Origin of the sequence: Streptomyces sp. NPDC047014 (assembly GCF_040644195.1) — a bacterium.
Classification (GTDB): domain Bacteria; phylum Actinomycetota; class Actinomycetes; order Streptomycetales; family Streptomycetaceae; genus Streptomyces.
In genome coordinates, this window is the sequence record NZ_JBEYVX010000013.1 from 14788 (window position 1) to 36634 (window position 21847).

The following is a 21847-nucleotide window of genomic DNA, read 5'->3' on the forward strand; positions in this document are numbered from 1 at the left end:
GGCCCGTCAGGCGCGGTCGGCCGGGGGCAGTTCCGCGCGGATCTCGCGGGCTGCCGCCACCAGGTGCTCCAGGGAGGCGCGGGTCTCCGGCCAGCCGCGGGTCTTCAACCCGCAGTCCGGGTTGACCCACAGCCGGTCCGCCGGGATGGCCTCGAGGCCGGTGCGCAGCAGGTCCGCCGCCTCCCGCGTGGACGGGATACGGGGCGAGTGGATGTCCCAGACGCCCGGTCCGGCCTCGCGCGGGTAGCCGTGGGCGGCGAGTTCGCGGGCGACCTGCATGTGCGAGCGGGTGGCCTCCAGGCTGATGACGTCGGCGTCGAGGTCGTCGATGGCCTGGACGATGTCCCCGAACTCGGCGTAGCACATGTGCGTGTGGATCTGCGTGCCCGGCCGGACCCCGCTGGTGGTGAGCCGGAAGGACTCGGTGGCCCAGGCGAGGTAGGCGGCGTGGTCGGCGGCGCGCAGCGGCAGGGTCTCGCGCAGGGCGGGTTCGTCGACCTGGATGACGGAGGTGCCGGCGGCCTCCAGGTCGTCGACCTCGTCGCGCAGGGCGAGGGCCACCTGGCGGGCGGTCTCGCCGAGCGGCTGGTCGTCGCGTACGAAGGACCAGGCGAGCATGGTGACCGGGCCGGTCAGCATGCCCTTGACCGGCTTCGGGGTGAGGGACTGGGCGTACGAGGTCCAGCGCACGGTCATCGGCTCCGGGCGGGAGATGTCCCCGGCGAGCACGGGCGGCCGCACGTAGCGGGTGCCGTAGGACTGCACCCAGCCGTGCTGCGTGGCGAGGTAGCCGGTCAGCTGCTCCGCGAAGTACTGGACCATGTCGTTGCGTTCGGGCTCGCCGTGCACGAGGACGTCGAGGCCGGTCTTCTCCTGGAAGGAGATGACCTCGCCGATCTCGGCCCGGATCCGCTCCTCGTAGCCGGCGGCGTCGATGCGTCCGGCGCGCAGGTCCGCCCGGGCCACGCGCAGTTCGTCGGTCTGCGGGAAGGAGCCGATGGTGGTGGTCGGCAGCAGCGGCAGGCCCAGATGCGCCCGCTGGGCGAGGGCGCGCTCGGGGTACGGCTGGGCGCGGCGCCCGTCGGCGTCGGTGACGGCGGCGGTGCGGGCGCGGACGGCGGGGTCGTGGGTGAGGGCGGAGCCGGCGCGGGAGGCCAGGTCGGCGCGGTTCGCGGCGAGTTCGGGCGCGATGGCGTCCGTACCCCGGGCCAGTCCGCGGGCCAGGACGGCGATCTCCCGTGTCTTCTGGCGGGCGAAGGCGAGCCAGCGGCGTACCTGCGGGTCGATGTCGCGCTCGGCGGAGGCGTCGAGCGGGACGTGCAGGAGGGAGCAGGAGGCGGCGACGTCCACCCGGTCCGCGAGGCCGAGCAGGGTGCCGAGGGTGGTCAGGGACTTCTGGTAGTCGTTGATCCAGATGTTGCGGCCGTTGACCACGCCCGCGACGAGCCGCTTGCCGGGCAGCCCGCCCGCGGCGGCGAGGTCGTCCAGGTTGGCCGCGCCGCTGTCGGTGAAGTCGAGCCCCAGGCCCTCGACGGGTGCGGCGGCGAGCACCGGGAGGGCTTCGCCCAGCCGGCCGAAGTAGGAGGCGACGAGCAGCTTCGGCCGGTTGGCCGGGGCGCCGAGCTCGCGGTAGGCGCGGGCGGCGGCGTTCAGCTCGGCCGGGGTGCGGTCCTGCACCAGCGCCGGCTCGTCCAGCTGCACCCACTCGGCCCCGGCGGCCCGCAGGTCGGCGAGGACGGACGCGTACACGGGCAGCAGCCGGTCGAGCAGGGTCAGCGGCTCGAAGTCGGCGGGGACGCCGGGCGCGGGCTTGGCCAGCAGGAGGTAGGTGACCGGGCCGACGAGGACGGGGCGGGCGGTGTGGCCCTGGGCCAGGGCCTCGGTCAACTCGGCGACCTGCTTCGCGGAGTCCGCGGTGAAGACGGTGTCGGGGCCGAGCTCGGGGACCAGGTAGTGGTAGTTGGTGTCGAACCACTTGGTCATCTCCAGCGGCGCCACGTCCTGGGTGCCGCGGGCCATCGCGAAGTAGCCGTCGAGCGCGTCCGCGTCGACGGCGGCCCGGTGGCGGGCGGGGATCGCGCCGACCATGACGCTGGTGTCGAGCACGTGGTCGTAGTACGAGAAGTCGCCGGTCGGGACCTCGTCGATGCCGGCCTCGGCCAGCTGGCGCCAGTTCGTCCGGCGCAGTTCTGCGGCCGTCTCCCGGAGGGCTTCGGCGGTGACCCGGCCCTTCCAGTAGCCCTCGACGGCCTTCTTCAGTTCGCGGTGCTGACCCTGGCGGGGGTAGCCGTACACGGTGGCGCGTACCGCCGCGGCTGCGGGCTTCGGTGTCACGGAACTCTCCTTCGCGAGATGTGTCCAGGAACATCCCGGCGACGGGACGCGGACGCGAAGGGAACGGCAGAACGCGCGGACCACGCGGCGGCACCGGGGCCGCACATGCCGCTCGCTGTGTACGCCGACCCGCCCACGAGGTCACCGGGATATCCGCGCACGGCATCGGCCGTACACGGGCAACGGGCAGGTCTTCGGACTCGCGGGCACGCCTGCCGGTCTCCCGGCGGGCACCTACTGGCCGTCGCTTCCCAGGACCGTTGTCCGGTCCCAGTGCGTATGACGGCGGTCGTTCCCGCTCACCGCTGCGGGGCAGTCCCGGATTCCCACCGGGTTCCCTCTTACGACGCCTCCCGTCTGGCGGGCGGGGGCGAACCAGCTGCACCGGCCACCCTAGGCCGTTCCCCTGGAGCGCGAGTACAGCCGTCCACATACCGGACAGAAATCTGAGACGCGGGGCCCCGCGGTGTACCGCGGGGCCCCGCGCCGGGCGGGCTCAGCCGTGCGTGAAGTGCGGCGGTCGCTTGTCCACGAAGGCGGACATGCCCTCCTTCTGGTCGGCGATGGCGAACACCGCGTGGAACAGGCGGCGTTCGAAGCGGACGCCCTCGGCGAGGGTGGTCTCGAAGGCCCGGTTCACGGCCTCCTTGGCCATCATCGCCACCGGCTTGGACATCTCGGCCACGGTCGTCGCCACGGCCAGGGCCTCGGCGAGCAGGTCCTCGGCCGGAACGATCCGGGACACCAGCCCGGCCCGCTCCGCCTCGGCGGCGTCCATGGTGCGGCCGGTCAGGCACAGCTCCATGGCCTTGGCCTTGCCGACGGCCCGGGTGAGGCGCTGGGAGCCGCCGATGCCGGGGATGACACCGAGCTTGATCTCCGGCTGGCCGAACTTCGCGGTGTCGGAGGCGAGCAGGATGTCGCAGAGCATGGCCAGTTCGCAGCCGCCGCCCAGGGCGTAGCCGGAGACCGCCGCGAGCGTGGGGGTGCGTACCTCGCCGAGGCGGTCCCAGGCGGTGAACCAGTCGGTGAGGTACATGTCCATATAGCTCTGCGGGCGCATCTCCTTGATGTCCGCGCCTGCGGCGAACGCCTTGGCGGAGCCGGTGAGGACGATGCAGCCGACCTCCGGGTCCCGGTCCAGCTGCTCCGTGGCGGCCACGACCTCCCGCATCACCTGGAGGTTGAGCGCGTTGAGCGCGCCGGGCCGGTTGAGGGTGAGGAGGGCGACGCGGCCCTTGCGCTCCAGCAGGATCGTCTCGTAGGTCGTCTCGTCGGCGGTCGCGTCGCTGGTCGCGTCGGTCGTCTCGTAGGTCATACGGGGTTCCCGTTCTGGGGTCGGAGGGTGCGCACGATCGCCGAGAAGTCCAGGTCGGCCCCCTCGGCGGCGGCGAACGCGGCGTACATCTCGGCGGCCTTGAGCCCGAGCGGGGCCTCCACCCCGCCCGCGCGCAGGGCGTTGGCGGCGAGGCCGAGGTCCTTGGCCATGAGGGGCGCGGCGAAACCGGGGCGGTAGTCGCGGTTGGCGGGGCTGGCCGGGACCGGGCCGGGCACGGGGCAGTTGACGGTGAGGGCCCAGCACTGGCCGGAGGCGGTGGAGGCCACGTCGTAGAGCGCCTGGTGGTCCAGTCCGAGGCTGTCGGCGAGTACGAACGCCTCGCTGACGCCGATCATCGAGATGGCCAGGATCATGTTGTTGCAGATCTTCGCGGCCTGTCCGGCGCCCGGACCGCCGCAGTGCACGGCCTTCTTGCCCATGGCGCCGAGCAGCGGCTCGGCGGCGGCGAACTCCTCGGCGCCGCCTCCGGCCATGAAGGTGAGCGTGGCGGCCTCGGCGCCCACCACCCCGCCGGAGACGGGGGCGTCGAGCGCGCGGTGGCCGGCCGCGAGCACCGCCTCGTGCGCGGCGCGGGCGTCGGCCACGTCGATGGTGGAGCAGTCGACGAAGAGGGTCCCGGGCCGGGCGGCGGCCAGCAGCCCCTGCTCCCCGTAGAGGGCGAGGACATGGCGGCCGGCGGGCAGCATGGTGACGACGACCTCGGCCTGCGCGGCGGCCGCGGCGGCGGACTCCGCGGGCTCGACCCCGGTCGCGGTGGCCGCGGCCAGCAGGTCGGGGAGGAGGTCGAAGCCGAGGACGCGGTGTCCGGCCCCGACCAGGTTGGCTGCCATCGGCCCGCCCATGTGGCCGAGCCCGATGAATGCGACGGTGCTGCTCACCAGACGACCTCCTGGGACGGGGCGGCCGCGGCGAGCCGGAGCTCGTCCGCGCCGAGCGGGGCGAAGTAGCGGTCCACGTCCGCCGGGGTGACGTCCTCCAGCGTGGCCGGTGACCAGTGCGGGGTGCGGTCCTTGTCGATGACCTGGGCCCGGATGCCCTCGACCAGGTCGGGCGAGGCCAGGGCCGCGCACGAAACGCGGTACTCCTGTTCCAGTACGCGTTCCAGCGGCCCGAGGCGGCGGGCCCGGCGCAGCGCCGCCAGGGTGACCTTGACGGCGGTGGGCGACTTGGCCCGCAGGGTGTCCGCCGCGGCCTTCGCGGCGGGCACGCCGGAGGCGAGCAGCCGCGCCAGGATCTCCTCGGCGGAGTCGGCGGCGTAGCAGGGGTCGATCCACTCCCGGTCGGCGGCGAGCCCCCCGGCCGGCGGCTCCGCGACGTACCGCTCCAGCACGGTGTGTACGGGGTCCACGGCCAGCTCCCGGGCCAGCGCGGGCAGGGCGGCCGCCGGGACGAAGTGGTCCGCGAGGCCGCAGAGCAGCGCGTCGGCGGCGCCGACGGGGGCGCCGGTCAGCGCGAGGTGGGTGCCGAGCTCGCCGGGGGCGAGGGCGAGCAGGTAGGTGCCGCCGACGTCGGGCACGAAGCCGATGCCGGTCTCGGGCATGGCGACGCGGGAGCGCTCGGTGACGATCCGGACGCTGCCGTGGGCCGAGACGCCGACCCCGCCGCCCATGACGATGCCGTCCATGAGGGCGACGTACGGCTTGGGGTAGCGGGCGATCAGGGCGTTGAGCCGGTACTCGTCGCGCCAGAAGTCCGCGGAGGCGGTGCCGCCGGTGCGCGCGTCCTCGTGGATCGCGCGGATGTCGCCGCCCGCGCAGAGCCCGCGCTCGCCGGCGCCCTCGATCACGACCAGCTCGACCGCGGGGTCGTCGGCCCAGGCGGTGAGGGCTTCCATGATGCGGAGCACCATGGGGTGGCTGAGGGCGTTGAGGGCCTTGGGGCGGTTGAGGGTGAGGTAGGCGGCGCGGCCCTCGGTACGGATCAGGACAGGGCCGGGTGCGGCCGGGCCGCCGCCGGGTGTGTTCGCGGTGTTGTCGGTCATCGCAGTGTCTCCGTGAGTCCGCGCGCCACGATGACACGCATGATCTCGTTGGTGCCTTCCAGGATCTGATGGACCCGCAGGTCGCGGACGATCTTCTCGATGCCGTACTCGCTGAGGTAGCCGTAGCCCCCGTGCAGCTGGAGGGCCGCGTCCGCCACCGCGAAACCGGTGTCGGTGGCGAAGCGCTTGGCCATCGCGCACAGCCGGGGGGCCAGCGGGTCCCCCGCGTCCAGGGCCTCGGCGGCCTGCCGGACCAGCGCGCGGGCGGCGGCCAGCTCGGTGGCCATGTCGGCCAGGCGGAACTGCAGCGCCTGCGCGTCCAGCAGCCGGGCGCCGAACGCCTCGCGGTCGGCGAGATGGGCCAGCGAGCGGTCGAGGGCGCTCTGCGCCCCGCCGAGCGAGCAGGCGGCGATGCCGAGGCGGCCCCCGTTGAGGCCGTTCATGGCGATACGGAAGCCCTCGCCCTCGGCGCCGAGCCGCCGGTCGGCGGGCAGCCGGACGCCGTCCAGGATCACCTGGCGGGTCGGCTGGGCGTTCCAGCCCATCTTGCGCTCGTTGGGCCCGAAGGCCACCCCGGGGTCCTCGCGTTCGACGACGAACGCGGAGATGCCGCCGGGGCCGGGCTCCCCCGTCCGGGCCATGACCACGTAGAGGCCGGCCGCTCCGGCGCCGGAGATGAACTGCTTGACGCCGGTCAGGACGTAGTGGTCGCCCTGCCGTTCCGCGCGGGTGCGCAGTGCGGCGGCGTCGGAGCCGGCGCCCGGTTCGGTGAGGCAGTAGCTGCCCAGGGTCCCGGCGGAGCAGAGGCCGGGCAGCCAGCGGGCGCGCTGGGCGTCGTCCCCGTAGCGGTCGACCATCCAGGCGACCATGTTGTGGATGGAGAGGTAGCCGGCGATGGACGGGCAGCCCGTGGCGAGGGTTTCGAGGACGAGGACGCCGTCCGCGCGGCTGAGGCCGGAACCGCCGTGCTGCTCGTGTACGTACACCCCGGCGAGGCCCAGGGCGGCGGCCCGCCGGATGACGTCCACGGGGAAGTGCTTGTCCTGGTCCCAGGCCACGGCGTGCGGGGCCAGCTGCTCCTGCGCGAAGTCGAGGGTGACCTCGGCCAGTGCGAGCTGGTCCTCGGTGAGGGTGGTGGTCATGGCGCTCATCCCATCGTCGGGATGGTGAAGCTCGCGCCCTCCTTGACCCCGGAGGGCCAGCGCGAGGTGACGGTCTTGGTACGGGTGTAGAAGCGGATCGAGTCGGGGCCGTGCTGGTTGAGGTCCCCGAAGCCGGAGCGCTTCCAGCCGCCGAAGGTGTGGTAGGCGACGGGCACCGGGATGGGGACGTTGACGCCGACCATGCCGGTGTTGACGCGGCGGGTGAACTCGCGGGCGGTGTCCCCGTCCCGGGTGAAGATGGCCACGCCGTTGCCGTAGGGGTGCTCGCTCGGCAGCCGCAGCGCCTCCTCGAAGTCGGCGGCGCGGACCACCGACAGCACGGGCCCGAAGATCTCCTCGCGGTAGATCCGCATCTGCGGGGAGACCCGGTCGAAGAGGGTGGCTCCGGCGAAGAAGCCGTTCTCGTGGCCGTCGAGGGTGAACCCGCGTCCGTCGACGACGAGTTCGGCCCCCTCCCCCGCGCCGATGTCGACGTAGCGGCGGACCCGGTCGAGGGCGTCCCGGCTGACCAGGGGCCCGAAGTCGGCCTGGGGGTCGTCGGAGCGGCCGATGCGCAGGGTGCCGAGGCGTTCCTTGAGGGCGGCGACGAGCCGGTCGGCGGTCTCCTCGCCCACGGGGACGGCGACGGCGATGGCCATGCAGCGTTCGCCGGCCGAGCCGTAGCCGGCGCCGACGAGGGCGTCGACGGCCTGGTCGAGGTCGGCGTCGGGCATCACGATCATGTGGTTCTTGGCGCCGCCGAAGCACTGGGCGCGCTTGCCGTGGGCGGCGGCGGTGGCGTAGATGTGCGCGGCGATCGGGGTGGAGCCGACGAAGCCGAGGGCCTGGACGCGGGGGTCCTCAAGGAGGGTGTCGACGGATTCCTTGCCGCCGTTGACCACGTTGAGCACGCCCGGCGGCAGCCCGGCTTCGAGGAACAGCTCCGCGAGGCGCAGCGGTACGGAGGGATCGCGCTCGGAGGGCTTGAGGATGAAGGCGTTCCCGCAGGCGAGGGCGGGTGCGGCCTGCCAGAGCGGGATCATGGCGGGGAAGTTGAAGGGGGTGATGCCGGCGACCACGCCGAGCGGGGAGCGCAGCGAGTGGACGTCGATGCCGGTGCCCGCGTTGTCGGTGAACTCGCCCTTGAGCAGGTGCGGGATCCCGGCGGCGAACTCGACTACCTCCAGGCCGCGTTGCAGGTCTCCGTGGGCGTCGGCGACGGTCTTGCCGTGCTCTGCGGACAGCAGCCGGGCCAGGTCCTCCCGCTCGCCCTCGACGAGCTGGAGGAAGCGCAGCAGTACGCGGGCGCGGCGCTGCGGGTTCCACTGGCCCCAATCGGCCTGCGCCTCCTCGGCGTTGGCGATGGCGGCCTCGGTGTCGGCGCGTCCGGCGAGGGGGACGCGGGCCTGGACGGTGCCGGTGTTCGGGTCGTACACGTCGGCGAAGAGCCCGGAGGTGCCGGTGGTGTGCTTTCCGCCGATGAAATGGGTGAGTTCGCGGACCATGGGTGCCTGCTCTCGTCAGGTTGGATCCGGGATGGCACGGCAGGACCGCGCCCGCACCCGGTGGGGTGCGGGGGTGGGGCATGCCGTGGGACAGCGACGGCGCGGGGGCCGCCGACGAGCTAGGGGGACGCGGGAGTTCCCGCTCGCTCCGCCGGATCACCAGGGTCGTGGGTACGGACCGGTGCCATGCGTGTCTGCTCCATCCTCGTGGACAACACGGAACAATCCGCGGCCGGTATCCTGACTCCCGGATCCCCGCGCGCCGCCCGCCTTCCCGACAGCCCTCGTCAGTGGCGTGTGGATGGCAGCACACTCCCCGGTCACAGTGGCGGGACCGTGCCGGATTCACACCGGCTTCCCTGCACCGCGGACCTTGTGCCACGAACATATAGTTGGACGTCCTAGTAAGTCCAGAGCCTCCGCCCGCGCGCCCCGGGGCACGACCCCCTCGGCCCGCGTCACTCGCCGCCGCGGGCCACCGGGTAGGGGATGAAGGTGCTGCTGTTCTCGTCCACGGCGAGGGGGCGGCCCAGCGGCGGCACGGCGCGCTGCGGGCAGTCGAGGCGTTCGCAGAGGCGGCAGCCCATGCCGATGGGGGTGGCGGCGGCGATGTTGTCGAGGTCGAGGCCGTCGGAGTAGACGAGCCGCGGGGCGTGCCGGATCTCGCAGCCGAGGCCGATCGCGAAGGTCTTGCCGGGCTCGCCCCAGCCGCCCCGGTGGCGGGTGACCGCCCGCGCGGTCCACAGGTAGCGCTGGCCGTCGGGCATGGCGGCGACCTGGACGTGGATGCGTCCGGGCGCGGCGAACGCCTCGTAGACGTTCCAGAGCGGGCAGGTGCCGCCGGCGCGGGAGAAGTGGAATCCGGTGGCGGACTGCCGCTTGGACATGTTCCCCGCCCGGTCCACACGGACGAAGGAGAAGGGCACCCCGCGCAGCCTGGGGCGTTGCAGGGTGCTCAGCCGGTGGCAGACCGTCTCGTAGCCGATCCCGAAGTGGTCGGTCAGCCTTTCGATGTCGTAGCGGAATTCCTCGGCCGCCGTGTGGAAGGCCCGGTACGGGAGGATCAGCGCGGCGGCGAAGTGGTTCGCGATGCCGATCCGCGCCAGCCGGTGGGCCGGGGAGCCGGGCGGGAAGTCCTCGGCGGCGAGCCGGTCCAGTTCGGGGCCGTGTTCCAGGAGGGCCAGCTGGGTGGCCATCCGGAATGCCTGCTGGCCGGGGCGGAGCCGCCCGGACAGGTGCAGGACGCGCGTGGCGGCGTCGTAGTGGTGCAGACGGTCGGAGTCTGCGGCGAGCCGGATGCCGTGGCGCTCGGTGAGGCGGCGGGTGAGCGCCCGGACGACCTCGCCGGGGCGGATGCCGATCTCGCGGGCCAGGTCCTCGGCGGCGAGATCGGTGTCGTGGAGGTAGTTCTGCCGCCGGTAGAAGAACTCGCGGATCTCCTCGTGCGGGGAGCGCGGGGAGCGGGGCGCGGCCGGGCCGCCGTCCCGGCCGTCCGCGGTGTCCGCCAGCCGCTCCGCCAGGAGCTGGGCGCGCCGCCCGAGGTCCAGCAGCACGGAGGCGACGGCGGGCATCCGGGAGGCCAGTTCGGCCAGGTCGGAGGGGGAGACCCGGGCCTCGGCGACCTCCCCGGCCAGGGCCTCGCGCAGATCGGCGACGAGCCGGCTGGTGTCGCGCTCGGAGAAGAAGCCGGGGTCCACGCCGAACGCCTCGGTGAGCCGCAGCAGGACGGGCACGGTCAGGGGCCGCGAGTCGTGCTCCATCTGGTTGAGGTAGCTCGGGGAGATGGCCAGGACCCGGGCCAGCTCGGCCTGGCTCATCCGGCGCTCCTCGCGCAGCCGCCGCAGCCGCGCCCCCGCGTACGTCTTGCTCACCTGGCTCCTCCGGCTCTCGACCGGGATTCAGGTTACGCGCGATCCCGCCGCCCGGGACCTTCGCAAGCTTGGCAAATCCGCTGCCGAAGATTCGCAGAACTTGGCAGACGTACCGCATTGATGGCACTGCGTGCCGCTGCCAGAGTCTGTGGTGCGGCCCGCCGGACCCCGGCGGCCCGGGCGGACACTCCGGGCACGACTCACGCCCTGACGTCGGAGATCCCGGCAGTCCCACCCGGCCGACCTGCACCATTGCTCAGCACCTCCCCAGGTGGGGACGGCGGCCGCAACCCAAGAACACGGCACACAGTGCCACCCCTTCCGTCGCGAGGCACGGAGGGTTGGCAGGACAAGCGACTCATGGAGACGGTGACGGTCATGGCAGACACGAACACGACGGCGGCGGCCGAGCAGCTGGCGCGGCGGTGGGCCACGGACCCGCGATGGGCGGGCATCGAGCGCACCTACACCGCCGAGGACGTGGTCCGGCTCTCCGGCAGTGTCCGCGAGGAGCACACCCTCGCCCGGCGCGGCGCCGAGCGCCTCTGGCGCCAGCTGCACGACCTGGACTACGTCCACGCCCTCGGCGCGCTGACCGGCGGCCAGGCCGTCCAGCAGGTCCGGGCCGGACTCCAGGCCATCTACCTGTCGGGCTGGCAGGTCGCCGCCGACGCCAACCAGGCCGGGCACACCTACCCCGACCAGTCGCTCTACCCGGTCAACTCCGTGCCCCAGGTGGTCCGGCGGATCAACAACGCCCTGCTGCGCGCCGACCAGATCGCCACCGCCGAGGGCGGCGCCGACACCACCGACTGGCTCGCGCCGATCGTCGCCGACGCGGAGGCCGGCTTCGGCGGCCCGCTGAACGCCTTCGAGCTGACCAAGGCGATGATCGCGGCCGGCGCGGCGGGCATCCACTACGAGGACCAGCTCGCCTCCGAGAAGAAGTGCGGCCACCTCGGCGGCAAGGTCCTCGTCCCCACCGCGCAGCACATCCGCACCCTGAACGCGGCCCGCCTCGCCGCCGACATCGCGGACACCCCGACCCTGGTCATCGCCCGTACGGACGCCCTCGCGGCCACCCTGCTGACCAGCGACGTCGACGAGCGCGACGCCGAGTTCTGCACCGGCGAGCGCACCTCCGAGGGCTTCTACCACGTCCGCAACGGCATGGCCCCGGTCATCGCGCGCGGCCTCGCCTACGCCCCGTACGCCGACCTGATCTGGGTGGAGACCGGCACCCCGGACCTGGCCCAGGCCCGCGAGTTCGCCGAGGCGATCCACGCCCAGTACCCGGACCAGATGCTGGCCTACAACTGCTCGCCGTCCTTCAACTGGAAGGCCGCGCTGGACGACGACCAGATCGCCAAGTTCCAGCGCGAACTGGGCGCCATGGGCTACAAGTTCCAGTTCATCACCCTGGCCGGCTTCCACTCCCTCAACCACGGCATGTTCGACCTGGCCCGCGGCTACGCCGAGCACGGCATGACCGCCTACGTCGACCTCCAGGAGCGGGAGTTCGCCGCGCAGGCGCAGGGGTTCACCGCCGTCAAGCACCAGCGCGAGGTCGGCACCGGCTACTTCGACCTGGTCTCCACCGCCGTCAACCCGGCCTCCTCCACCACCGCCCTCACCGGCTCCACGGAGGAGGAGCAGTTCCACTAGGAACGCCCCCTCCCCCGTATCCGACGGCGCCCGGGCCGCACCCCGGGCGCCGGCCGCCCCACGCCGAGGAGCAGAACCGCATGTCGCCCACGTCCCTGACCGCCGGTGTCCGAGTCCTCGGCACACCGGGCGAACGCCACGAGGAGATCCTCACCCCCGAGGCGCTCGACTTCCTCGCCCGCCTGGACTCCGCCTTCGCGGACCGCCGGCAGGAGATCCTCAAGGAGCGCCGCCGCCGCACCGGCAACCTGGCCTCCGGTACGCCGCTGGACTTCTCCCGCGCCACCTCCGCCGTGCGCGCCGACCCGGGCTGGCGGGTGGCCCCGCCCGCGCCGGGGCTGCTCGACCGGCGCGTGGAGATCACCGGCCCGCCGGAGCGGCGTATGGCGGTCCACGCGCTGAACTCCGGGGCGAAGGTGTGGATGGCCGACTTCGAGGATGCCACCGCCCCCACCTGGGACAACGTGATCGGCGGGCAGTTGGTCCTGCGCGACGCGATCGAGCGCCGCATCGACTTCACCACCCCCGAGGGCAAGGAGTACCGCCTCGGGACGGAGCTCGCCACGATCATGGTCCGGCCGCGCGGCTGGCACCTCCTGGAAGAGCATCTGGAGATCGACGGCCGCCCCGTCCCCGCCTCGCTGGTCGACTTCGGGCTGTACTTCTTCCACAACGCGCGGCGGCAGATCGACGCCGGCCACGGCCCGTACTTCTACCTCCCCAAGCTGGAGAACCGGTACGAGGCCCGCCTGTGGAACGACATCTTCGTCCTCGCGCAGGAGCTGCTGGGCATCCCGCGCGGCACCGTCCGCGCCACCGTCCTCATCGAGACCATCACCGCCGCGTTCGAGATGGAGGAGATCCTCTACGAGCTGCGCGAGCACAGCGCCGGGCTGAACGCGGGCCGCTGGGACTACCTGTTCAGCCTGATCAAGACCTTCGGGCACCGCACCGACTTCCAGCTCCCGGACCGCGCCGCCGTCACCATGACCGCCCCGTTCATGCGCGCGTACACCGAACTGCTCGTACGGACCTGCCACCGGCGCGGCGCCCACGCCATCGGCGGCATGGCCGCCCATGTCCCGAGCCGGGACGCGGAGGCCAACACCGCGGCGCTCGCCAAGGTGCGGCTGGACAAGGAGCGCGAGGCCGAGGACGGCTTCGACGGCTCCTGGGTGGCCCACCCCGGGCTCGTCCCCGTCTGCCGCGAGGTCTTCGACGCGGTGCTCGGCACGCGGCCCCACCAGCTGGAGCGGACCCGCCCGGACGTCGAGGTCACGGCCGCCGACCTGCTCTCCGTACGCCGTATCGCCGCGCCGCCCACCCGGGAGGGCGTGCGCTCCAACGTGGCCGTGGCCCTGCGGTACTTCGACGCCTGGCTGCGCGGCAGCGGCGCCGTCGCCCTGTACGGGCTGATGGAGGACGCGGCCACCGCCGAGATCGCCCGCGTCCAGATCTGGCAGTGGCTGCGCCACGACCGGGTGGACCGCGGCACCGTCCTGGACCTGCTGGACGCCGAGTGCGCCGCGCTGGAGGCCGAGGACCCGCGGGCCCGGGTCCTGGAGGCGCGCGAGGTGTTCGTGGACACGGCCCTGTCGGTGCGGCTCCCGGCGTTCTTCACCCCGGAGACCTACTCCCGCCACCTGGTCCGCCGCGCCCCCGGGGCGGTGACGGCGTGAGCGCCCCGGCGTACCCGGCCGTACCCGGCGCCACGCGGCGCGTGGGCATCGTAGGCGGCGGGCAGATGGGCGCCGGCATCGCCGAGGTCTGCGCCCGCGCCGGGCTCGACACGGTCGTGGCCGAGGCCGACGCCACGGCCGCCCGCGCGGCGCGGGAACGGGTGGCGGTCTCCCTGGAACGGGCCGTGCAGCGCGGCAAACTGGACCGGCTGTCCGCCGAGGACGCCCTGGCCCGGCTGCTGTTCACCGGCGATCTCGACGACCTCGCCGACCGGCAGCTCGTCATCGAGGCGGTGACCGAGAACGCCGCCGCCAAGACGGAGATCTTCGCGGCGCTCGACAAGATCGTGGAGGACCCGGGGGCGATCCTCGCCACCAACACCTCCGCCATCCCCGTCATGCGGCTCGGCATGGCCACCCGCCGCGCCGACCACGTCCTGGGCCTGCACTTCTTCAACCCCGTGCCCGTGCTGCCGCTGGTGGAGATCGTCACGTCCCTGCACACCGCCCCGGCGGTCACGGCCACCGCCGAGGCGTTCGTCCGCGACACCCTCGGCAAGACCCCGATCCGCTCCCAGGACCGGGCGGGCTTCGTCGTCAACGCCCTGCTGATCCCCTACCTCCTCGCCGCCGTCCGCATGGCGGAGTCCGGGTACGCCGACGCCGCCGACATCGACCGGGGCATGGTCCTGGGCTGCGCGCACCCGATGGGCCCGCTGGAACTGGCCGACCTGATCGGCCTGGACACGGTCGCGGCGATCGCGGACTCGCTCTACGAGGAGTTCAAGGAACCCCTGTACGCCCCGCCCCCGCTGCTCCAGCGGATGGTGCAGGCGGGCCTGCTCGGCCGCAAGACCGGCCGCGGGTTCCACCAGTACGGCCGGCCCTGACGGCCCGGCCCGCCGCCCGGGCTCTGAGGGTGCCCGGCAGCTGAGGAAGAGGAGGGGCGCGACGAGTGGTGTCGTCCGCCCCTCCTCGCGGTGTCCGGGTTTCCGGTCAGGTCGCGGTGAGGGTCTTCAGGGCGAGTTCGCGCAGGGGTGCGATCCGGGTTCGGGCGGGGCCGTTGTAGATCGCGTTCGTGGCGATCACCAGGTAGCGGCCGGTCGCCGGGGCGAGGTAGAGGCTCGTGCCGGTGAAGCCGTGGTGGTAGGCCACCGTGCCGCCTGCGGCCAGGATCCAGCCAAGGCCCCGGGCGAGTCCCGGCTCGATCTCCGCCTGCGGAGTGAGGCTGTCCCGCCACCAGCGGCCGGACGGGGTGTCCGGACCGGCGTCGAGGAGGGCCTCGGCATAGGCCGCGAGGTCGGAGGCGGGTGCGAACACCCCGGCGTGACCGGCGACGCCGCCCAGGGTGACGGCGTTGTCGTCGTGCGCGGATCCCCAGATCCGGGGGCCGCCGGGGATCAGTGCCTCCGTCGGGGCCACACGGCGCGAACGGCCCACCGGACCGTAGGCGATGTCCTCCATGCCCAGATCGGACCACAAGCCCCGGGCAAGAGTGTCGAGGGGGCGCTGATGGATGTGGGCGAGCGCGAGCCCGAGCAGGATGTACCCCCGGTTGATGTACCGGTGGACGCCGGCGACCCCCTCCAAGGGTTCGCGGCACAGCAGTTCGTGCAGGGGCAGGCCGGCACCCCGGTACTGGTCGAGACGGGTGGATGCCCGCAGGCCGGAGGTGTGGGTCAGCAGCTGCCGCACCGTGGCCGCCCCGCTGGGGCTCTGGCCGGTCAGCGGGGGCAGGTAGTCGCGGATGGGGGCTTCGGGATCCAGCAGTCCCGCGTCCCGGGCCCGGCCGACCAGCGGCCAGACGGCGACGACCTTCGTCAGCGAGGCGATGTCGTACACCGTTCTCTCGTCGGGGACCTCGTCGCCGATCTCGCGGGCGATCACACCGGCGGAAAGGACGGAGCGCTCGCCACCGGCCGTACCGCACACCAGGACCCCGCCGGGACTGGCGCCGTCGGTGACGACCTGCCGGAGGCCGTCGTGCAGGATTGCGGTGTCGGTGCTGGTGAACGGTACAGCCTGGCTCATCTAGTCCTCCGGTTCCGTGGTGATGTCCGCACCCAGCCTGGCGAGGCCGTCGAGCAAGTGCCCGTAGCCGCGCCGGAGATGGTGCAGGCCCCGGATGGCAGAGGTGCCGTCCGCGGTCAGGGCGGCGATCAGCAGGGCGGTGACACCCCGGATGTCGGCGGCCTCCACGTCGGCGGCCCGCAGTCGCTTGCCGCCTTGTACCCGGATCAGGTTGCCGGTGGAGCGGATGTTCGCACCGAACTCCCGCAGCGGGGCCACGTGGGTGTCACGCCGGGGATAGACCCGCTCGCGGATCAGGGAAGTGCCCCGGGCCCGGGTGAGCATCGCGGCCAGCTGGGGGGCGGTGTCGGTGGGCAGACCCGGGTGCGGTCCGGTACGGGTTTCGATCGCGGTCAGCGGCCCGGCGGCGGCGGTGACGGCCGGAAGGTGCGCGCCGAGACCTTCCCCGGACACCTGAATGAGGGTGAGGCCGGCCGCCGCGAGCGGACCGGCGAGTCCTTCGGGGAATGCGTCCCGGCCGATGCCGTCCAAAGTGACGGCTCCGCCGGTCGCGGCGGCGGCCATGGCGATGGTGGCGGCCTCGATCCGGTCTCCGGCAACGGTGAACGCACCGCCGGGGAGGTAGTCGGTCCCGGTGATCATGAGGCTGCCGCCGTCTAAGGCGACTCCGACGCCGCGCTCGGACAGGAAGCGCGCGGTTTCGGTGACCTCCGGCTCGATGCTGGGGCTGGTGATGAGGGAAGTGCCGTCGGCCCGGGCGGCCAGGAGCATGGCGGTGACGGTCGCTCCCAGCGACGGCCCGTAGGGGGTGTTCACGTCCACGGTGAAGGGGCGGACGCCGTGGGTGCCGGTGAACGCCCGGACGCCGCTGTCGGAGGTGATGATGTCGGCTCCGGCTGCCTGCATCGCGGCCAGGTGCCGGTCGATCAGGCGCGGACAGAAGGCGTCACCGCCCGGGTAGGGGAAGGAGACCATCCCGGTACGGGCGAGGACAGCGGCGGCCAGAACGGCGGTGGTGCGGACGAGGTGGCCGATCGCGGGGTGGATGACAGGGCAGAGGGCGGGCGCCGGGCCGGTGGTGAAGGTGGTGCCGTCGAAATCGGCTCCCATCCCCGTGTGCTGGAGAATCCGGGCGCATACGCCGCTGTCCACGATGTCGGGTGCGTTGTGGAGAGTCACCGGCCCGTCCGCGAGGATCACCGCCGCGTACAGGTGCAGTGCGATGTTCTTGCTGCCCTGGATGCGGTAGCGGCCCGCCAGCGGGGTGCCGCCGGTCACTTTCACCAGTGGTTTTGAAGAGGTCACGGGAGTCACCGGGGCCGGGAACCGGCGGGCAGGAAGCCGCCGATCTGGTTGCGGGGGTAGAGGGTGGTGCCGGGGCCGATCAGGGTTCCCGGGGAGAGCGTGGTTCCGGCGGGAACGGCGACCTCGTCACCGATGACAGCCCCGAACTTCGTCTGTCCGGTGCCGATCCGCCGGCCTCCCAGGGTGACGGTGATCTCCTCCGTGGCCGGCTCCGCGACCGGCCCACCGTCACAGCGCAGGCCGGTGGTGGAGCAGAACGCGCCGAGGTTGACGCGGCGGCCGACCACGGAGTCCCCGATGAAGCAGGCGTGCTTGGCGAAGATGTGCCCGGCCAGCAGGCTGCGGGTGATCTCGGCGTTGAAGCCGATCCGGCAGCCGGGCCCGATCACCGTGTACTCACGGATCAGGGCCCCGGCGCTGATCACCGTACCGGTGCAGATGAGAGCGGGGCCGGTGACCATGGCGCCCCTCTCGACGCGGGCGCCGCACTGCACGATCACCTCCCCCTCGATGAGGGCCCCGGCGGCGATGCAGCCTCCCCGATCGGCGTCCAGACCGCTGGCTACGGGGTCGTCCAGGTCGGCCGTCATCAGCGGCTTGACGTCGAAGACGGTCGTACAGCGGGCCAGCAGAGCGGTGACGTAGTCGCCCAGGCCGTTGGGGTCGAGGTAGTAACCCGTGGTGAGTCGGACATCCGTCGCCGGAGCGGACGCGGTAGGGGGTCGCACGGAACCTCCCGGGTGAGAGTGGCAGGTGAGGGGAGGGCCCTTCTGAGCCAATCCCCTCGGAGGCGGGTGATGTCCAGTCAACGGCGCTCCCCGGTCCTGGGACAGGGCCCACGATGTAGTCCTGCGTAATCCCGCGTAATCCAGGTGGGGAGGATGACGGGGTGCCGAAAAGGCCGGTCATCGCGGAATTGATCAGCCGGGCATGTGAGGCCAAGGGCTGGGGCCCTACCGAGCTGGCCCGGGCTTGCGGCGTGGCCGAGAGCGGCGATCCCCGCCGCTTACAACGCCAGCACGCGTACCGCTGGATGACCGGTGACCGGACTCCGGGTCACTGGTGGCCGTACATCGCCCAGGTCCTCGACCTGGACCCGGAATCGATCAACCTTCCGGAGACCGGGCCGGGTGAACTCCTCACGGATACCGTGGCATCAGTCCTGTCCCTGGGAAGGAGCGATGTGGACCGCCGGAATTTCTTCACCGCGTCCAGCGGATACGCCTTGGCGGCCCTCGGCCTGCCCGATCCGGACAGCATCACGCGCCGGACCAAGGCCGCCCCGGGCGGCTCTGTCCACGTCGGCAAAGGCGAGGTCGCCGCCGTGAAGCAGATGGTCAAATCCCTGGGCGATTCCGCGTCCGAGCTGGGCGGCGGTCACGCCCGGCACCTCGCCGTGCGCTACCTCACCGAGGACGTCGCCCGCTGGCTGGAGGGCAGGTTCACCGAGGACACCGGCCGCGAGTTGTACGCGGCCACGTCCCAGCTCGTCCACCTCGCCGGCTGGATGGCTCAGGACGAGGGCGACACGCCCACACTGCGCGGCCTCGCGCAGGGCTACTACGCCCACGCCTTTCGTCTCGCCGCCGAGGCCGGAGACCCCGAACTGTCCGCGACCGCTCTGAGAGGACTCGCCGTCCAGTGTGTCGAGCTCGGATACCGCGCCGAAGCGGTCCAACTCGGTGAAGCCTGCGTGGAGTACGGCCGTCACCTCGACAACGGCCGGGCCGTCGCCTACTACGAGGCGACCCTCGCCAACGCCGCCGCCCAGGACGACGACCGGCGCACCGCCACACGCCACCTCGGGCTCTCCGAGTCCGCCATCGGCAAGCCGTCCGCGACCGGCGGCGAGTCCTGGGCCGCCCACTACTCGCCGGGCCGATGGGCCCACGAATCGGGCATGATCCTTTCCCGGCTCGGTGACCTCGACGCCGCCGAGGACCACCTCCATCTCGCCCTCGACATCCACGGCGTGGACCGACGCCGGACCCGCGCCATCGTCCTTGCCGACCTGGGCGGTGTCCGTCTCCGCCAAGGCGATGTGGACGGCGCGCTGGTCACCTGGGGCGACTTCCTCGACTGCGCCGACGGCCTCCACTCCGTGAAGGTCCAGGCGGCCCTTCGCGATATGCGCGTCCGCCTGCGGCGATTCCAGGGCCTCGGCGCGGCCGAAGAACTCCGCGAGCGGGCAGCCCGTATCAGCGGCTGACCCGGCAGCCCTCGCGGTGTCCGGAAACGGAGTTGTGGGTTCGGGGGATCTGGTGCGTGGAGGTGCTTCCGGTGGCTGCCCGGAGGGTCGTACGATGCGTTCGGCTCCGGCCCGGGTGGCGGGGGCTCATAACCGAATGCGTGCACAGCTGGGGGAAGCCGGTGGGAATCCGGCGCTGACCTGCAACCGTGAACGGGGCCTGGGGCGCCGTGAGTCGGAGTACCCGGGGTGCGATGCGTACCGCTTCTCACTGTCATGGTCTGCAGCGCGAAGCCCCCTCCCGGGTAGCCGTCCCCTGCCCGTTTCCCCTGGGAAACGTGCGGTGGGAGGGGCGCGCGGGGCGGAGGGACCGTGGGTGCAGGCCCGTCGTCCCTCTCAGGAAGAAGGCACACCATGCGCCGGACACCCGCCCACCGCTCCCGCTCCGTGATCACCTCGGTCGTCCTCGGTCTGGCACTCGCCGGTGCTCCCGCCGTCGCGGAGGCGGCCGCCAAGCCGGACACGAACAAGGCCGTCAAGGTCGGCGTCACCGTCCAGGGCCCCAGCGGGCTGCTGTTCAAGGGCAAGGTCAAGACCAAGGGCCACGACGTCACCACCGCCACCGGCGGCACCCACAAGTGCGACGGCACCAACGGCGGAGCCAACCCGTCCAAGGTCCCCACCCCGACGGCCGCCCTCGACGACGCCGCCCACAAGAAGGGCTTCACCTGGGACGGCGCCTGGTACTCCTCCTTCGAGGACTTCTCCGTCGACACCATCAAGAACGTGAGCGGCGGCGGCTCCGCCTACTGGAGCATCTCCGTCAACGGCACCCCGACCCCCGTCGGCGGCTGCCAGTTCAAGATCAAGGCGGGCGACGAGGTCGCCTTCACCTGGACCTCCTTCTAGCCGCGCGGGGTGCGGGCCGCCGGGCCCGCACCCCTGGCCGGTGGCGGCGGAGGGTCAGACTCCCCAGCGCAGGGCGATGGTGTCGCCCACGTTGATCACCTTGTTGCGAGCGGCCCCGGCGAAGGCGGAGCCGTCGACGCTGACCTTCCAGGTGCTGGAGCCGCTGTTGGCCTTGCCGTTGACCGCCGTGATCGTCCCGGTGCCGGAGGAAGGGGTCACGCTGGTGACGCACCCGGACGGGGCGGCCGAGCCGATCGCGGCGTTCAGGACGTCGCCGAGGGTGGTGGTCGTACCGGTCGGGGTGAAGGAAACCGAGCAGACCTTGAGGCCGCCCGCGCCGTCGTCCACGGTCAGCGCCACCTTGGTGGCCGTACCCGCCGTGAAGGTGGACTGCGCGACCCACTGCGGGGCGCCGGCGGTGACCGGGACGGGCGGGGCGCTGGTGAAGCCGCCGCCCGCGACGGCGCGCAGCGCGTCGATGGAGGCGTAGGCGGTCGGCGTGGTGTCGGCCGGCTTGTACTTGAAGCCGCCCGCCGGGTTGTACTGGTTGGTGATCAGGAAATCGATCGGGGTCTTGCCGCTGCCGGTGAGGAAGTCGCCGGTCTGCGGGTTGAAGCCGCAGGCGTTGAGCCCGGCCACGCCCCAGCCGTTGGAGCTGGTGTTGACCCCGTAGAGGGAGTTGAAGGCGCCGCTGCCCGAGACGAGCGTGCTCTTGAGGAAGTTCTTCGCCTGCACCACGTCGGTGTCGGTGTTCGGGACGCCGGACGCGCACAGGGCGGCCATCGCGGCACCCGTCATGTCGACGTCGCTCGCGGAGTTCAGGACGGTGGGGTTGCCCTCGCCCTTCTGGTAGGTCCAGCCGCCGTCCACGTGCTGGTTGGCGCGGATCCGGGTGACCATCGTGTCGGTCAGCGCCTGCGGGACGCGGTTCGCACCGCCCTGGGTCTTGGCGCCGCCCAGCGAAAGGGCCGCGAAGACCGTGCCGTTGAAGTTCCCGGACGGCCCGAAGTAGCCCGCCTCGGCCGTCTGCCAGTATGAGTAGATGTGCGCGATGAGGTTGCGGGAGGCCGAGACCCGGGCCGGGTCGATACCGGCGGCGTACGCGTTGAGGGCGCCGCGCTCGTAGTCCGTGACCACCGGGGACGCCTGCGGCCAGCCCGCCGTCGACAGCAGGTTGCGGTAGACGGTGCGCGCGTTCTTCGTGGTGTCACCGCCGGGGTAGACGTCGACGACGGCCGTACCGGTGGCCGCGAAGGCGGTGAACGCCCACTCGTTGGACAGTCCGCTGCCCGCGTAGGAACCGTCGGCGGCCTGGAGGGACTTGAGATACGTCACACCGTTCGTCTTGGATGTGGCGATCTGCGCCGGCGAGGAGGTCGCGACGGCGGGCAGCGCGGTGAGCACGAGGGCGCCGAACGCGGCGGGCACCGCGAGCGCGAGGCGGCGGGAGGTACGGGGACGGGACATGGCCTGCTCCTGGAATGAGGGACGCCGGCCTGCCCGCGGCTCGTGCGGGCGGTCGGCCCGGAGCGCGGTGGCGGCCGTCCGAACGCGTGGTACGGCTGAAAATGTGCCTCGCCGCATGGGCATTCGGGCTCGGTGACGGCCCCCTGCCGTCCCACACCGCTGCGCGTCAGCCCCGGATTCGCACCAGGTTCCCCCATGTGGCAGCCCAGGACGCTACCTCAGCGATCAGGGGTCCGCCAGCCACCCCGGGTGCTCCCGCCGGAGCGGCGGCGGAGCCGGTCATCCTGAGACGCAGACCACCTTGACGCTGTCTTTATCCGCGTGGTCCACTCCGACTGATAAGCACTCAGCTCCAGGGGAAGCCGGTCTGAATCCGGCGCTGACCCGCAACCGTAGGCCCGGCACCGTCCGGGCGAGCCGGAATGCCTGGA

General features: G+C 72.6%; 16 protein-coding genes and 5 riboswitches. Of the genes, 5 read left to right on the plus strand and 11 right to left on the minus strand.

Annotated elements, in window-relative coordinates:
• Positions 1-6 precede the first annotated feature (6 nt).
• The 7 genes from metE to ABZ873_RS11155 all read right to left on the minus strand — a co-directional run bounded on the left by metE (position 7) and on the right by ABZ873_RS11155 (position 10172).
• A complete protein-coding gene (metE, locus tag ABZ873_RS11125; RefSeq protein WP_360868580.1) occupies positions 7-2334 on the minus strand; it encodes a 5-methyltetrahydropteroyltriglutamate--homocysteine S-methyltransferase in 2328 nt (775 codons plus the stop codon).
• A 188-nt stretch (positions 2335-2522) separates the two neighbouring features.
• A riboswitch (cobalamin riboswitch) is annotated at positions 2523-2678 on the minus strand.
• 152 nt (positions 2679-2830) lie between these two features.
• Positions 2831-3652, minus strand: a complete 822-nt coding sequence (locus tag ABZ873_RS11130; protein WP_360868583.1) for an enoyl-CoA hydratase — start codon at positions 3650-3652, stop codon at positions 2831-2833.
• Positions 3649-4551 carry a 3-hydroxyisobutyrate dehydrogenase gene (mmsB, locus tag ABZ873_RS11135; protein ID WP_360868585.1) on the minus strand — a complete coding sequence of 301 codons (903 nt, stop codon included), beginning with the start codon at positions 4549-4551 and terminating at the stop codon, positions 3649-3651. Before mmsB ends, ABZ873_RS11130 begins: the two co-directional genes overlap by 4 nt.
• Positions 4548-5654 (minus strand): enoyl-CoA hydratase/isomerase family protein, encoded by a 1107-nt coding sequence (locus tag ABZ873_RS11140; protein ID WP_360868588.1) that lies wholly within the window; start codon positions 5652-5654, stop codon positions 4548-4550. The genes mmsB and ABZ873_RS11140 overlap by 4 nt, the downstream gene beginning before the upstream one ends.
• The gene (locus tag ABZ873_RS11145; protein ID WP_360868591.1) at positions 5651-6796 is read right to left on the minus strand and encodes an acyl-CoA dehydrogenase family protein; all 1146 of its coding nucleotides are present in this window, start codon (positions 6794-6796) and stop codon (positions 5651-5653) included. Before ABZ873_RS11145 ends, ABZ873_RS11140 begins: the two co-directional genes overlap by 4 nt.
• 5 nt (positions 6797-6801) lie before the next feature.
• The gene (locus tag ABZ873_RS11150) at positions 6802-8301 is read right to left on the minus strand and encodes a CoA-acylating methylmalonate-semialdehyde dehydrogenase (protein WP_360868595.1); all 1500 of its coding nucleotides are present in this window, start codon (positions 8299-8301) and stop codon (positions 6802-6804) included.
• A gap of 212 nt (positions 8302-8513) precedes the next feature.
• Positions 8514-8699: riboswitch (cobalamin riboswitch) on the minus strand.
• Between the two features lie 60 nt (positions 8700-8759).
• Entirely contained in the window at positions 8760-10172 is a 1413-nt protein-coding gene (locus ABZ873_RS11155; protein WP_360868598.1) for a short-chain fatty acyl-CoA regulator family protein, read from the minus strand.
• A gap of 378 nt (positions 10173-10550) precedes the next feature.
• On the opposite strand from ABZ873_RS11155, the gene aceA reads away from it, so the two are divergent.
• The 3 genes from aceA (at position 10551) to ABZ873_RS11170 (ending at position 14406) form a co-directional block, all read left to right on the plus strand.
• Positions 10551-11837: an isocitrate lyase gene (aceA, locus tag ABZ873_RS11160; RefSeq protein ID WP_360868601.1), complete on the plus strand. Its 1287-nt coding sequence runs from the start codon at positions 10551-10553 to the stop codon at positions 11835-11837.
• Between the two features lie 80 nt (positions 11838-11917).
• Complete coding sequence (gene aceB, locus ABZ873_RS11165; RefSeq protein WP_360868604.1) at positions 11918-13516, plus strand: malate synthase A; 1599 nt, start codon at positions 11918-11920, stop codon at positions 13514-13516.
• Positions 13513-14406, plus strand: coding sequence for a 3-hydroxybutyryl-CoA dehydrogenase (locus tag ABZ873_RS11170; RefSeq protein WP_360868607.1), 894 nt, complete (start codon positions 13513-13515; stop codon positions 14404-14406). The genes aceB and ABZ873_RS11170 overlap by 4 nt, the downstream gene beginning before the upstream one ends.
• Before the next feature lie 106 nt (positions 14407-14512).
• Here ABZ873_RS11170 and ABZ873_RS11175 read toward each other — a convergent pair whose 3' ends face one another.
• The 3 genes from ABZ873_RS11175 to ABZ873_RS11185 are packed head-to-tail and all read right to left on the minus strand — an operon-like array spanning position 14513 to position 17580.
• Entirely contained in the window at positions 14513-15547 is a 1035-nt protein-coding gene (locus tag ABZ873_RS11175; protein ID WP_360868610.1) for a serine hydrolase domain-containing protein, read from the minus strand.
• Positions 15548-16831, minus strand: a complete 1284-nt coding sequence (locus ABZ873_RS11180; protein WP_360868613.1) for a UDP-N-acetylglucosamine 1-carboxyvinyltransferase — start codon at positions 16829-16831, stop codon at positions 15548-15550. It lies immediately after the preceding gene.
• Positions 16832-16857: 26 nt separating this feature from the next.
• Positions 16858-17580, minus strand: a complete 723-nt coding sequence (locus ABZ873_RS11185) for a hypothetical protein (protein ID WP_360868616.1) — start codon at positions 17578-17580, stop codon at positions 16858-16860.
• Between the two features lie 455 nt (positions 17581-18035).
• Here ABZ873_RS11185 and ABZ873_RS11190 point away from each other — a divergent pair, with 455 nt between their 5' ends.
• Positions 18036-19061, plus strand: coding sequence for a tetratricopeptide repeat protein (locus ABZ873_RS11190; RefSeq protein ID WP_360868619.1), 1026 nt, complete (start codon positions 18036-18038; stop codon positions 19059-19061).
• 151 nt (positions 19062-19212) lie between these two features.
• A riboswitch (cobalamin riboswitch) is annotated at positions 19213-19286 on the plus strand.
• Positions 19287-19454: 168 nt separating this feature from the next.
• Positions 19455-19949, plus strand: a complete 495-nt coding sequence (locus tag ABZ873_RS11195) for a DUF4430 domain-containing protein (RefSeq protein ID WP_360868621.1) — start codon at positions 19455-19457, stop codon at positions 19947-19949.
• Between the two features lie 54 nt (positions 19950-20003).
• Here the strand turns inward: ABZ873_RS11195 and ABZ873_RS11200 are convergent, their stop codons facing one another.
• Complete coding sequence (locus ABZ873_RS11200) at positions 20004-21416, minus strand: prenyltransferase/squalene oxidase repeat-containing protein (RefSeq protein ID WP_360868624.1); 1413 nt, start codon at positions 21414-21416, stop codon at positions 20004-20006.
• Positions 21417-21533: 117 nt separating this feature from the next.
• A riboswitch (cobalamin riboswitch) is annotated at positions 21534-21610 on the minus strand.
• Positions 21611-21772: 162 nt separating this feature from the next.
• A riboswitch (cobalamin riboswitch) is annotated at positions 21773-21843 on the plus strand.
• Positions 21844-21847: the final 4 nt, after the last annotated feature.

Coding starts and splice junctions, on each gene's coding strand:
- aceB (WP_360868604.1), top strand. CDS start 11,918: ATGTCGCCCACGTCCCTGACCGCCGGTGTCCGAGTCCTCGGCACACCG.
- ABZ873_RS11140 (WP_360868588.1), bottom strand. CDS start 5,654: ATGACCGACAACACCGCGAACACACCCGGCGGCGGCCCGGCCGCACCC.
- ABZ873_RS11145 (WP_360868591.1), bottom strand. CDS start 6,796: ATGACCACCACCCTCACCGAGGACCAGCTCGCACTGGCCGAGGTCACC.
- ABZ873_RS11175 (WP_360868610.1), bottom strand. CDS start 15,547: ATGAGCCAGGCTGTACCGTTCACCAGCACCGACACCGCAATCCTGCAC.
- ABZ873_RS11130 (WP_360868583.1), bottom strand. CDS start 3,652: ATGACCTACGAGACGACCGACGCGACCAGCGACGCGACCGCCGACGAG.
- ABZ873_RS11200 (WP_360868624.1), bottom strand. CDS start 21,416: ATGTCCCGTCCCCGTACCTCCCGCCGCCTCGCGCTCGCGGTGCCCGCC.
- ABZ873_RS11150 (WP_360868595.1), bottom strand. CDS start 8,301: ATGGTCCGCGAACTCACCCATTTCATCGGCGGAAAGCACACCACCGGC.
- aceA (WP_360868601.1), top strand. CDS start 10,551: ATGGCAGACACGAACACGACGGCGGCGGCCGAGCAGCTGGCGCGGCGG.
- ABZ873_RS11195 (WP_360868621.1), top strand. CDS start 19,455: ATGCGCCGGACACCCGCCCACCGCTCCCGCTCCGTGATCACCTCGGTC.